The sequence below is a fragment of the Paenibacillus sp. CMM36 genome (genome assembly GCF_053570945.1).
This window is the reverse complement of sequence record NZ_JBSEDY010000004.1, coordinates 1-13,375: the sequence shown is the minus strand read 5'-3', so window position 1 is coordinate 13,375 and position 13,375 is coordinate 1. Positions and strand designations below refer to the sequence as shown.

Here is a 13,375-nt window from a genome sequence, read left to right as displayed (position 1 = left end):
ATGTATTTGTTTATGGACGATTATCGGCCTTGTCCTCCGGGCTTTAAGCTGGCAAGAGATGCGGAAGAGTGTCTGCTGCTGCTTCATGAATATCCTATTACGATACTATCGCTAGATTATGATTTGGGTTCAGGTCAACCCACGGGAAAAGATGTGGCTGCTGCTATCGCAGGGAAACGGTTATATCCGCGTGAAATTTACTTGCATTCCTCCAGTCCAGAGGGGCGGCGAGCCATGTATGAGCTGCTCTATGCGAATAAGCCAGAGGGAGTCACCGTGCATAATGGGCCCATACCCGAGGAGCGTATGCGAGAGATCAGAAAAGGGTCTGAACAATGAAAGAGATCGGACAAAAAGACGCGCGCCGTGCCATATGGGAGGGATGCAAGCTGGCTTTGTTTGTGTACACTCCCATGTGCGGAACATGCGCGGCTGCCCGTAAGATGCTGGAGGTAGCAGAGCATTTGCTCCCCGAAGGAGCAGTGGTGCAGAGCAACATTAACTATATTCCTGAACTGGTACAGGAGTACCGGATATCCAGCGTTCCCGCGCTTCTTATATATAATGGTGAAAACAATAATCCTGAAATCATCTACAAAATGGAATCTGTAGAACACTTGCTGAGCAAAATAAGGAGCGTGATGGAATGATATCCATGAAGAGCATTACGTTGCAGCGGGAAGAAAGACGGATATTGGACGATGTAAGCCTGGATATACGAGAAGGTCAACATTGGGCTATTCTGGGTCGCAATGGTTCCGGTAAAACAACTTTGCTGGAAATGATGACAGGGTATATGTTTCCAAGTCGTGGTACGGTTGAAGTGCTTGGGCAAATGTATGGTCAATGTGATGTGCGGGAGGTCCGCAAGCAGATCGGATATATCAGTCAGACCTTATTGGAAAAGCTGGCGCTAAAAGATCCAGTTTGGGAAGTAGTCGCTACAGGTGCGTATGCTTTTTTGCGCTTTTATCAGGAAATTCCAACAGAGGCAAAAGAAAAGGCCATATCTTTGCTGGAGGGTATGAATTTAGGTGACTTGATTCATCATCCGCTGGGGACGTTATCTCAAGGAGAACGTAAAAAGGTGATGTTGGCCCGCTCACTGATGGCGGAACCCCGTCTGCTAATTATGGACGAGCCTTGTGCTGGGTTGGATCTATTTGAGCGGGAAAAAATGCTGGTCGAGATTGATCGGCTCCGCAAGCGGGACTTATCAGTGGTCTATGTGACTCATCACATTGAGGAGATTGTCCCCCTATTTACACATGTTGCATTGATTCGTGATGGTAAGGTTGCAGCAGCTGGACCGAAAAAAGAAGTTTTAACGAAAGAATTGATTATGCACACATATGAAGTTTCGGTTGAGCTGGATTGGGATGGAGAACGTCCCTGGATTCGGGTGTGCGCTGGAGGGTAATGTTATTTTGGAGGAACTATATATGAGTACAGATGAACAAAGTGAATCTACTTTGTCATCATCAAGATTTATTTGTACGGCCAATCACGGTTTTGCACCCTATGCTCAAGAGGAGCTTAGAAGAATATTTGGCTCTGTGAAAAGTACGATGCTTTTACCTGGTGAAATTTTTCTGGCTACATTACCTGCGGAAGAAATTGAGACAGTGAGGACAATTACAGGTCAGCCGCCGATGTTTTTACGTCACTTGTTTCCTGTTCATTTTCAGGAAGAAGGAACGGATCTGGTTCAGGTGCAGGAGCGTCTGGTTGCATTCATCCGTAACCGCAAGGAACTGATGGATCAACGTGTTTCTTTACAGGTGCGCAAAGGATCTAATAGCAGCTGGACTGAAAGCGCAGGTGCACTTAAGCAGGCTTTGAGTGAACAATTAAGTGATCTACCTATGGAGCAAACAGTACAAGGCGCCGATGTTATTGTGTCCGTTTTTGCAGATACAGATACGTGGTATGCAGGTGTATCACGTCCTGAGGACAACCTATCGGATTGGAGCGGAGGTGCGGTTCGTTTTCAGAAAGAAGACGGACAAATTTCCCGTGCCAAATTCAAGCTATTGGAAGCAGAAGTAACGTTCGGCATAGATTTTGGCGCTTTCCATCAGGGACTGGATATTGGGGCAGCACCGGGTGGATGGACTTCCTTCTTACTGGAGCGGGGACTGAAAGTTACTGCGGTTGATCCGGCAAAGATGGAGCCATCACTGATGAAGTACGCCAATCTGACTTTTTTGCGTAAAAATGCAAGTGAAGTCAAATTTAAAGAGAATTCGTTCGATCTGCTGGTTTGTGATATGAGCTGGAGTCCTAAGCAAATGGCAAGGCTTGTTACTGATTTACTATATAGTTTGCGAAGTGGTGGTACTGCTATCGTTACGGTCAAGCTAATGCATAAAAAGCCCTTGGCGCTCATTCATGATGTAATTGCTTCATTTGAGGAGTCCGGCATGCAGATTCAGCGAGCTAAGCAGCTATTCCATAATCGAGATGAGATTACCCTGTACATGATTAAGTATGGAAAATAACACTTTACAATAGATACAGGTGTGCTATATAATAAATCCAAATTGTTCCTTAAAAATAATAATGATGTTTAAATCAAGGGAAAGCATCCCGCGAAACGGTTTTCATGGCGACATGGAAATTTGATTTTGCGGCAGCTTTCCCTTTTTTGCGTTGTTTGCTTAAGAAAGGAGGTAGGAGAATAATGAAGCAACCATCACAGTTGGAATTCGGATCAATTGTTGGTGAGCGTTACCGTATTGTGCGCACATTGGGTTCGGGAGGAATGAGCCGCGTGTTCATGGCAGAGGATTTAAAACTGCCAGGCAAGCAATGGGCAGTGAAGGAGTCGGTTGCCGAGCCACAAGTGATGAAGCTTGTACGCACGGAGGCAGAGATGCTGATTTCACTAAGCCATCCACGTTTACCAAGAATTGTTGATTTTTTTGAGCATCCCCCATCTGGTGCGGTATACCTGGTTATGGATTACATCGAAGGAATTACGCTGGAAGCATATATGAAGGGTTACCAAGGCTATATTCCACAGGAGCAAATCGTCCCATTCGCTTTGCAGGTACTGGATGTGTTGGATTATTTGCATACCCGTCAACCACCAGTCATTTACCGGGATCTGAAACCAACGAATATTATGCTGACACCGGAAATGGAATTTATACTGATTGATTTTGGAATAGCGAGGAGCTACAAGGCTGAGCTGGATCAAGATACGGTAAAGCTGGGCACAGTGGGCTTCGCTGCCCCGGAGCAATATGGAGCAGGTCAGACGGATGCTCGTTCAGACTTATACAGTTTGGGAGCGCTGCTATTGTATCTCTGTACAGGAGGCAAATATAGCGAGTGGACTGCGGGAGTAGAAGGATATATACGCGGGGAATTGTCTCGTCATTTGATTCCAGTAATTCGAAAACTGCTGCGTGAGAATCCTAAGGAACGATTTCAATCCGCCGGGGAGGTCATTGGAGAACTGCGTCGCAGTGCTGATTTTCAACCTGCTCAACAAGGAATATCCGTTAATGATGCCTCAATGGATTATGCAGGTACAAGGGTAGTGGCTGTACTGGGTGTCTCTGCCGGCTCCGGTGCTACGCATACAGCAATTATGGTGAGCCACTATCTGGCTCGAAGATCCCGCTCCGTAGCTTTGGTTGAGCTGCACAGCACAGCCAAAGCATTTGCCCGACTTCAAGAAGTCGTAGAAGGCACATCCGTTGGACAAATGAGTTCAAGTCGGCGTTTTGAAGTCGATGGAGTACATTACTGGCGACAAACATCGCGTGCGGATGTCATTTCTTTGTTGGGTGGTTCTTACAGATTTATCGTACTGGACCTGGGGAGTGGGCAGGATAATGAACGTCTGGAAGAATTCTTGAGAGCCGATTATCCGCTCGTCGTTGGCTCAGGGGCCGAATGGAGGGTTCAGGATATAGCAGGGCTAGCCCGATCTCTTCAGCGCCACCCACAGCACAAATGGAATTACTGCTTGCCATTGGCAACTTCGGAGGCGGTTCGCAGGCTTCGTAAGGAGCTGGATCACGATAAAGTATTTGCTCTACCGTTCCACTCAGACCCCTTCGAACGGGATGATGAGATGGATCAGGTGCTGGACGAGCTGTTTCGCGGAGTTATTCCAGACACCCGGAGAAGACGCTTCGCATTCCTTAAGCGACGGCGCTAAATAGAAAAGGTATATATCAAAAAGAGGCAGGGGAGAAGTTGTGTGTCCAAGCTAAGAAAGAGCAGTAAACAAAAACTGTATGCCGGTTGCATTGGCGCTGGGATTGTGGGCATTATCTTTGCCGGCTACCTTATGGTTAATATCCATCAAATGAATGAGGTCAGGAAACAGGCTGAGGTAGAGGCAGAACTGAAATGGAAAGTGTATGAACAAGAGCAACGAACCGCGAAAAAAGGCTGGGCGGTTGTCCGTGATATTTCTCCAGGTGAACAGATTGCATCTAATGATTTGAAGGGAATTAAAGTTCCCGGTTCTCAGGCTCCATCAAATTTGCTGGCAGATAAAAGTGAAGTTTCCGGAACCACAGCCAAGATTGAGCTTAAAAAAGGATCTGTGCTTACATCGTCTATGATTACTGCTGATGAACCCACACCTAAAGATTTACGCAACCGTGAGCTAAAGGTGGTGGTACTACCCAACAGTCTAAAGTCGGGGGACGAAGTAGATATCCGCATACAATTTCCAACAGGTCAGGATTACATTCTATTATCCAAAAAGAAGATTTCCCGACTGGAAGGTCCAATTGTCTGGGTTACTTTGAATGAGCAGGAAATATTATCGCTTTCGAGCGCGATTGTTGATGCCTATCTGCATAAAGCATCCATTTATGCTCTGACGTATGTTGATCCCCAATTTCAGCCTAAGGCAATCCCGACCTATCCACCTAACGCGCAGGTGTTAGCGTTAATGAATAGTGATCCGAATTTGATACACATTGCTGAACAAAAGCTGTCTAAGCAGCTGCGGGATTCCCTTGAAAATGCAATTAGTTCATCAAACAGTGTAATTTCAACACCCGTGGAAAGAAGTCTGAGTGAGGAAATTGCAGCTCAACATGCGGGTGCTACTATAGAAAACCCAACAAGCGGGATTGATGTTACAAGAAATGAATATGAGAATGAGCAGGATCATCAAGAACAAACAAAGATTCTGACGCAGGGTGGAAGCTCTGACCCGTATGCCAAATAAATGAGAGAAAAGGAACGGAAGTATGAAAACATGGATATTTGCCGGGCTTTGTGACAAAAGCGATACCTTGTTATACATCAGCAGCATATTAGCAGCTTCCGGCCAACGAGTACTGCTTGTAGATGCTACGCTGCGGGGACGGTATCGGTATAGCATAGGGATGCTTGACAAACCACTTCCCATTACGCAGTTTAGTGGTTTTGATGTAGCAATTGGATTTACAGCATGGGAAGACCTGCATATAGGTATGACGGCTGATCAGAAGGCAGAGCAGGTTTATGACATTGTTATTTTAGATGTAGAGTTACTTGATTTTTGTCCAATTTCTGTTTGGAAAAGGGCAGAACTGCGAGTTTGGGTCAGTGATTATAGCCGCATGCTAATGCATAACGGACAGAATTGGCTTCAGCATTTATTCAGTCAATCTGAATTTCCCAAAGATCTTGTATTTCACAAGCTATTTTTACAGGCCGTGGATTGTGGTCTGGAGGAGCCGTATCTGTGGGAATACATGAACCATTTCCCGGCATCTTGGCAGCGAGAGCCATATATACTGCCATGGGATGAGGGGTTGCTTGCTCTGAAACTGGAAAATGAGCATAAAAAACAGCTAATACTAAAACCGCTATCCAGAATGTATAAGAAAGAACTATGCCGTTGTATTGGGGAATGGATGAGTTGGGAATTAAAGGTGATTCGTCGTGCGCTAAAGCGTGCGGAAAGGAGTAGAGCATGAGTACCATTTTGTTTTGGAGCCCCATTAAGGGGGCTAGTGGAAGTAGCTCTTTGGCGGCAGCAATAGCAATTACCATAGGCAATCTATATAGAGGAAGACTATTATTGACTCATTTGGGTCGTAGACATACCGGTATTGAATCAGGATTACCTATACAAGAGTATGGTATGGATGATCCAACCCTACAGCTTCAGGAAGGGGGCTGGGATGCTGCCGCACGTTTAGTTCTGCGAGGGACACTGTCTAAAGAAAATATTTGTAATTATACGACACCTGTACTCGAACATACTTTGGATGTACTTGAGGGAACCTCCAGCTTTGGAGCTGCACCGCCGTTACTGTCTCCAGGGCTTGTACGGGCAGTAATAGATACAGCGAACCAATATTATGATTTAACGCTAATTGATGCAGGAAGTGGAGCAGGATGGGGGGCTGTACAGCATGAAGCATGTGCACGAGCCAAACTGGCTGTTCTTTCACTCACTCAGAATATGCGAGAGTTAGACGCTTATTTTGAATCCGTGTCTCCGTTATCTACCTACTCATCGTTACCCTTATTAATAGTACTTGGAAAATATGATGTGCATTCTCAAGTGAATGAAGCGAATATTCGCAGGAGATATGGCTACAAAGGTGCTCTGTATACAGTCCCTTATAACACCGGATTTATGGACGCATGGAACCGCAGGGATGTGATCGGCCATGTGCAGCGTGAGGTACGAAGTGGAAAAGGGCAGCCTCGCAAGCTTTTTATGACTGTAGGATGGGCGCAGAGTATACGTCATATCAGCAAAGCTATTCTGGAGGCGGCAGAGTCCGATCTTCGGCTCAAGGCTTTGGAGAGGGGCGCTTAAATGCTGTCCGCTCAAATGATCAACGGATTGATTCTTACCTGTATAGTATTGATGTGCATCGTACTGATTATTGTTAAATATCGAGGGAATTTTCACTCGCGACATTCAACCCTTCGAGTAGAAAAAAAGAATGAAGATGCCACATTCGAAACATTAATAGAGTATATCAAAAATGCACTTCATGAACTAAGTCATAGCCAGATGGCGGATGCCGGATTGCATGAAGAGGAATATAGACGGCGTATCCATCAAAGGGCGGAACTACGCAGGGCATTAAAGGACTGTGCCAATGGTAGCAGTGGAGATAAACGTTTTGTTAAAAATCTGATGGCTGAGCTTCTGATTCACGGTTACGGCTTGAACGAGAAAATCGTCGATACTGTTATGCCATTCTCCAGACCTGAGTTGTTTAGCATACAGGATCAATTCGAAATTATATTTTACCAATACCAGCAGAAGTTTGGCGCTGATGCACTATCACGTTTACTGGATACTTATGACTTGGCCGAAATGAGATATTCACAGCAAGGTGAAGAAGATGGAAGTTATCTCGTTACCGCAGAGGACATTCGTTATATCTATGATTGTGAGTACCGGCCCCTTTCCTTTTTGGAGAAGGTGGATATTATTGTCCAGCGGATTTATCAGCATTATAAAGGCTTTTCCGTCATTGATGATATTCGTGACCAGCGGATCGACGGTGTAAGTGGGGGCGTCAGTGGTATGCCGGAAGGTGGGATTCCTGCATCATCAGACTGGCCTTCCGATGGGTATGTATTTGAACAAACAACTATGCCTACTGCCAATAGTTATGAGAGCGTATGGATTTTTTATAAAGGTAAAACGATCCATCTTTCGTTCCTTTCCTTCGGATCTGAGCGTGAACTTAAAAGGGTGTGCCAAAATATTTACAAATACAATTACCCGGGACAGCTTTCCGAAGCAAATGGTTATAAGGTCAATGAAATGAAGGATGGGTCACGGGTAGTGGTGGTACGACCTCCTTTCTCAGAATCGTGGGCTTTCTTTGTCCGTAAATTTGATATTCAAAGCGCATCGCTGGAACAGTTAATTAAGGGACAAAATGCTGATTTTCCAATCCAGCTACTTTCTTATTTAATGAAAGGCAGCCGGATTACTGCTATCACAGGCGCGCAGGGCTCAGGTAAGACGACGTTGTTAATGGCGATGGTCAAGCACATTTATGCTTCGTATACGCTTCGCGTTCAGGAAATGGCTTTTGAACTGCATCTACGCAGCATCTACAGTCGCCGTAACATTCTTAGCTTTCGAGAAACGGATCATATTTCAGGACAACAAGGGCTTGACTTACAGAAAAAAACAGATGGAACCGTCAATATTCTAGGCGAAGTAGCAAGTGATGAAGTAGCTGCTTGGATGATTCAAATGTCGCAGGTTGCCAGTCTGTTCACCATTTTTACTCATCATGCCAAAACATTTCGTGATCTCGTGTTTTCACTTCGTAATTCATTGCTCAAAACAGGAGTATTTCAGCATGAAGGCATTGCTGAGGAACAGGTAGTTCATGTCATTAACTTTGATGTGCATCTCAAACGTGATGCGGAAGGGCGACGCTACATCGAACGGATCACAGAATGTGTGCCGCGTGACCCGGATCATACGGATGCAGGCTCCAATGCTTCAACGAGCTACAGTTATCGCCACGTTATGGAATATCAGAACGGAAGCTATATACCGATGGAGCCCTTAACAGCCAAAAATGTACAAGAAATGTGTGAGCAGATGAATGTAAATGATGCCAGAGATTTCCGCAGTTTTTTGACCCGCTATTGGGAGGAAGACTATGAGTCTTAAAGAAATTTTATTATGGATTTTACTTATATCAGGTGGGGGCTTTACGCTTCTATATATAGCTTTATGGGGGTTGCGTAAGCGCAGTAGTCATGCAGTTCGCACAGGACGAATTTATTCTGTGAAGGAAGGTCGCAAGGGAAAAGCGGTACTGCAACGTGAGCTACAAGCCTTACTGCATAAGTTGTACACGCTGTGTATGAAGGTCCCTTTCTTGTCCGGATACATCACGAGTATACGTAAGCGACTAGCTGGTCAGCATGCCTACGATGAGTACAAGCTTCGCCTACAGACGATGAAGATGACACTGTTCATCTGGGGAGCTTTTGCTTGCAGTGGTGTTGTGCTGGTCATGATGAAGCCAGGAATAGAGTTTGCTATATTAGCCGTTTTATGCGGAGTGGTAATCAACAGTCTTATTTTGGATATGGCCATTAGCCGGATGGAAAAAAGGCTACTTGCACAGATGATCGAATTATTCGCCAATGTGCGTCACTATTACCATCAGCACGGTATGGTGGAGGAAGCTATATCCGAAGCGGCCGATTTGGCGGAGGCAGAGGCCGGAAGACACGCACGACTCATCCATGAGGCGCTAACAGATGTTGATCCGCACGAAGCATTGGAAAGATACTATGAATCGGCTCCTAATCGATTTTTAAAAGCTTTTGCCGGTATCTCGTATATGGTAATGGAGTTTGGTGATCGGGTTGAGGAGGGTGGCTCCATTTACTTGAAGGGGCTCGGCAGTCTCGCACGCGAAATCCAGTTGGAGTTGCTGCGAAGAAATAAACTGGACTATCTGTTAAAAAGTCTAAACGTGATCGCACTAGCACCTGTTTTCTTTACCATCCCAATCGAGACATGGGCGAGATCCAGCTTTCCCTCCATGGATGAGTTTTATCAGGGAAAATTGGGTTATATCACAAAATTATCCGTTTATATTGTGATAATCGTATCTTATTTCCTATTACAGAAGCTACAACAGACCGACGAGACAGGATATCGTGCGGGTAGAGGACGGAGGGTTTGGGAGCAGAAGCTATACCGTTTTCCTATCATTCGTAATGTGGTGGATTCTTTAATTCCGCGTCAGAATATGTCTTCTTATTTTCAAATAACCCGCCTATTAAAGGAAAGTGGTGCGGAGATTAGGCTGGAGTGGCTCTACATACGCAGAATGGCTCTTTGTATCATAGGATTGGTGCTCAGTATCAGTACGATATTTTTTTTACATGAAGCTGAGAGAACGCATATCCTTCACGCACCAGTGCAATCGGGTCAAATGTTTGGACGTTTAAGTCCGGTGGAGCAAAAAGAAGCTTTGAAGCAGAGTGAGATTGATCGCAAAATCATGCATTCGCTGAACATGAGGTCGAACAGCACATACGAACATACGTACGCTGTTTTAGAGCATAATGCTAATGGAACTGCTACTCCTGAACAGTTATCCACAAATACTTGGCGTATCCTCCAAAAGCTAAAAGATTGGAATGATGAATACATCAAGTGGTGGGAAGTGCTGATTAGTTTGATTGTTGGGTACGCAGCCTATCAAATGCCTATGCTTTTATTATATTTGCAACGAAAAATGCGTCGGTTGGATATGAGGCATGAGGTGTATCAATTTCAAACAGTTATTTCCATTTTACGGGTTATGGAACGAATGTCTGTCGAGGAAATATTGGAGTGGCTGAACAGATTTTCAGTTATATTCAAAAGACCTCTGCAAAAATGTTTGCTTCATTATGAACATGGGCCAGAGGCAGCTCTCGACTTGCTAAAAGAAGAAGCGCCTTTGCCGGAATTTCAACGTCTCGTGGATAAGCTTCATTTGTCTTTAGGTAAAATTACGATTCGAGAGGCCTTTGATGATTTGGAATCCCATATGTCCTACTATTTCGAACAAAGAAAACAGGAGTATGAAAAAATAATAGACAGTAAGGCTATCTGGGGAAGGATGATTGGTTTTGCCCCGATGTATGGTCTTATCTTTTTATATTTGGTGATTCCGTTGATCGGCATGAGCTTTGTTCAAATGGATAACTATTATGAACAAATACAAAAAATTCAGTAAGAAAGTTAACCTATGACTAATACAAAATAACAAGCTAGGGGAGAAAAATAATGAATAACGCATCAACAGCTTTAAAGGTAGCCGCTGGGATATTTTTGACCATCGCTCTAATTACGATTGTAGTTATACTATTTATTTCAGCCCAGGAGGCGACTAAAACGGCACAAAATAATTTTGCTGATATTCAGACCGAATTGTCTCAAGCCTCTTTTACGGTATATGACGGCACAACGATTAGCGGTTCCCAGGTGACCAATGCGCTGCGGAAGTTTCAGGGGAAGGACCAATTCGGCATTCAGATTAAAACCGGCAAAAATATGGCAGGCCAGTGGTACGGTAATGCTCTGAACATTAGCCCAGACAGTGAACAGTATGGCGCCGTGAATGGTGGCAGTGATAAGACAGGTAAAATCACGAATACACTTAATGAGAAAGAGAATGAATACGTAAATCCGAGTGGTAAATTTAAAGCTGAAATCGTCAAAGACAAATCGAACGTGGTACGTGGGTTGTTGTTTACCCAGTCCTAAGCACTACAGCAGAGATAATAATCATAAAGGGGATGAGAGTATGTCTGATCACGCTTCAAGTATGCTGCGGCTTGGTGTGTCAGTTATTCTGTTCATAACCGCATGTGTAACGGCAGCAGACTTGTCCAGCCAGCTGGATGGTGCACTGGAATTAAGATCACAGCAAGAGGAGCATTCTGAAGGGCGAATAGCCCGTACTGCTGGGGTGGGGTTGCCGGAGCGGATTAAAGGAACTCAGGTCATACAGGCAATTCGCATGAACTTACAGGAGGGGATTTCGATTCAAGTCGACGGGACAGAGTATGATGTATTTTCTGAACCGTTTGAGCCTGATGTATCGACCCTGGATGCTTCCTCATTATATTCCATGTACCCCCAGCGTAATGGGAATGGGGACATAACATCTGTACGTTTTGAGAAATTGGGGGAAGACTGAAGTGGTTCAAACAATATCGAAGCTGTTGGGGGCGCTGCTCGCTGTATTGCTTTTGTACATCGTACCCGCAGCTCAAGCTGCTGAACGGCAGGATGATATATCCGGGTTAAATACATATCATGCAACTGTACGTTTTGTTGATATGGTAAGAACCAAGGGTTACATTACACCGACGATGTATAACGATTTTATGCGTGATCTGGAATTGACAGGCAATACGTACGAAGTTGACTTGGAGCATATGCACAAAAAGTATGTACCGGACTATGCAGATGCCGCGAAGCCAGACAGTTTTCTGGGCAATTATGAAACTGTATATGATGGGTACTATAATCCGCAAATCTTGCCTGTACTGTTTCCTGACAATCAGCAGCCAAAATCAGATCAGACACGTCGGTATACCTTGATGGCCGGGGATTATTTTACGGTCCGGGTACATAATACGAATCGGACTCCTGCGGACTTGTACAAATCATGGCTTCTTGGTGGGGCAGGTAGCGGCAAGCCGGCAGTTACAGCTTCTTACGGGGGCATGGTTCTGAATGAAGATTACTGATTTTGCGGTCATATTTATACTTTTGTTTTTGCCCTTTGGTGTAGTTAGTGACTTACGGGTGCAGAATCAGCGTGAAGTGCAGCAGTTAGAAATGAAATATACGTCGGCTCTCCGTACCGCAGTTCAGGATGCAGGGGTTGTGCTCTCACAGAATGAACGTCAGGAACGCGAGGCCGGATACGGATCGGATAAGTTTTTTCGGGTAGATAAAGAAGCAGCGCTGAACACGTTCCTGCACACCCTTTTTCTTAATGTAGGCATTGATGGGGATATAGTAGCACAACGTGCATTATTGGATTACATACCGGCTATTGTAATTCTGGATTATGACGGTTATTATGCGTTTACCTCAGAAGCCTATACAGACGAGCATGGACAAGCTGCTATTGGCCACAAATGGAGCGAAAAAAAGCCATATGCCTATGTTGATTCAGTAGGCAACAGTGTGGGGTTCACCTTGGATAATTATGTGCACGCATACGATACTCGAAATCACAGGTGGGTAGAAGGCTTTCAAAAGGAACTTCAGGATCAGACCGCTATATCTTTGCTGAATAATTCAGAAACTTTTGAGCAAATACGTCGTTCCACCATTGTTCGCATCGTTCAAGAGGACTTGGCGCGAATTATTAATGTCCATAACGAAAAAGCAGCGCGTAACGGCATAACTTATTCGTTCACGCTACCGATCATTCCGCAAGAGGAGTGGTACAACACGGTAGATGATGTGGGGCTGATCGCGTTTATCCAAGGCATTCCGGTTGGAGACAGGTATTACAATAACTATGGATTTGGTGGTGGGAGAGTCGTTAGAAAGCAAGACATTATCGGTGGCATAGAACCAGATACTGGAATAAAGTATTTTTATAGAGATTCATGTCCAGCTCCCTTTAAAGCGAGTGAACGTTTCACGGATGAAAAATCTGCAGCAGCTGCGGGTTACTTTGAGTACAAATGTTATAATGGCTTAAAATAATCACCCTCATGGGTGGTCAGGCTGTCGAGAAAGTCTCGACAGCCTATTTTATGTTAATTTTGTTTAAGACGACACCGCGTTAATGTTGTATAATATAGGTAACTATTGTAGAACGGATGGTGTTGATATGCTACGCTCCAACCGCGAAAAACAACAATCCTACGAATTTGTTTC

14 protein-coding genes are annotated in these 13,375 nt (G+C 44.7%); all 14 read left to right on the top strand.

From position 1 onward, the window contains the following. Entirely contained in the window at window positions 1–339 is a 339-nt protein-coding gene (locus tag ACWA2B_RS09615) for a cyclic-phosphate processing receiver domain-containing protein (protein WP_029517420.1), read from the top strand. Further along, window positions 336–650 carry a thioredoxin family protein gene (locus tag ACWA2B_RS09610; RefSeq protein WP_029517421.1) on the top strand — a complete coding sequence of 105 codons (315 nt, stop codon included), beginning with the start codon at window positions 336–338 and terminating at the stop codon, window positions 648–650. Before ACWA2B_RS09615 ends, ACWA2B_RS09610 begins: the two co-directional genes overlap by 4 nt. After that, a complete protein-coding gene (locus ACWA2B_RS09605) occupies window positions 647–1,420 on the top strand; it encodes an ABC transporter ATP-binding protein (protein WP_029517422.1) in 774 nt (257 codons plus the stop codon). Before ACWA2B_RS09610 ends, ACWA2B_RS09605 begins: the two co-directional genes overlap by 4 nt. Before the next feature lie 22 nt (window positions 1,421–1,442). After that, window positions 1,443–2,501 (top strand): SAM-dependent methyltransferase, encoded by a 1,059-nt coding sequence (locus ACWA2B_RS09600; RefSeq protein ID WP_029517423.1) that lies wholly within the window; start codon window positions 1,443–1,445, stop codon window positions 2,499–2,501. 179 nt (window positions 2,502–2,680) lie between these two features. Further along, on the top strand, window positions 2,681–4,174 hold the full coding sequence (locus ACWA2B_RS09595; protein ID WP_449292239.1) for a protein kinase domain-containing protein: 1,494 nt from the start codon (window positions 2,681–2,683) through the stop codon (window positions 4,172–4,174). A gap of 42 nt (window positions 4,175–4,216) precedes the next feature. Beyond that, window positions 4,217–5,203: an SAF domain-containing protein gene (locus ACWA2B_RS09590; RefSeq protein ID WP_449291970.1), complete on the top strand. Its 987-nt coding sequence runs from the start codon at window positions 4,217–4,219 to the stop codon at window positions 5,201–5,203. Window positions 5,204–5,225: 22 nt separating this feature from the next. Next, window positions 5,226–5,939, top strand: a complete 714-nt coding sequence (locus ACWA2B_RS09585; RefSeq protein ID WP_341039423.1) for a hypothetical protein — start codon at window positions 5,226–5,228, stop codon at window positions 5,937–5,939. Next, window positions 5,936–6,793: a hypothetical protein gene (locus ACWA2B_RS09580; protein WP_449291969.1), complete on the top strand. Its 858-nt coding sequence runs from the start codon at window positions 5,936–5,938 to the stop codon at window positions 6,791–6,793. The genes ACWA2B_RS09585 and ACWA2B_RS09580 overlap by 4 nt, the downstream gene beginning before the upstream one ends. Next, window positions 6,794–8,629 (top strand): ATPase, T2SS/T4P/T4SS family, encoded by a 1,836-nt coding sequence (locus ACWA2B_RS09575; RefSeq protein ID WP_069011706.1) that lies wholly within the window; start codon window positions 6,794–6,796, stop codon window positions 8,627–8,629. It begins immediately after the preceding gene. After that, window positions 8,619–10,703, top strand: a complete 2,085-nt coding sequence (locus ACWA2B_RS09570; RefSeq protein WP_449291968.1) for a hypothetical protein — start codon at window positions 8,619–8,621, stop codon at window positions 10,701–10,703. The genes ACWA2B_RS09575 and ACWA2B_RS09570 overlap by 11 nt, the downstream gene beginning before the upstream one ends. Window positions 10,704–10,753: 50 nt before the next feature. Then, on the top strand, window positions 10,754–11,233 hold the full coding sequence (locus tag ACWA2B_RS09565) for a hypothetical protein (RefSeq protein ID WP_023988985.1): 480 nt from the start codon (window positions 10,754–10,756) through the stop codon (window positions 11,231–11,233). A gap of 40 nt (window positions 11,234–11,273) precedes the next feature. Continuing rightward, a complete protein-coding gene (locus tag ACWA2B_RS09560) occupies window positions 11,274–11,669 on the top strand; it encodes a hypothetical protein (protein WP_029517431.1) in 396 nt (131 codons plus the stop codon). 1 nt (window position 11,670) lies between these two features. After that, window positions 11,671–12,225, top strand: a complete 555-nt coding sequence (locus ACWA2B_RS09555; protein WP_449291967.1) for a hypothetical protein — start codon at window positions 11,671–11,673, stop codon at window positions 12,223–12,225. Further along, window positions 12,212–13,201: a hypothetical protein gene (locus ACWA2B_RS09550; protein ID WP_449291966.1), complete on the top strand. Its 990-nt coding sequence runs from the start codon at window positions 12,212–12,214 to the stop codon at window positions 13,199–13,201. The genes ACWA2B_RS09555 and ACWA2B_RS09550 overlap by 14 nt, the downstream gene beginning before the upstream one ends. The last annotated feature ends 174 nt before the right edge of the window (window positions 13,202–13,375 follow it).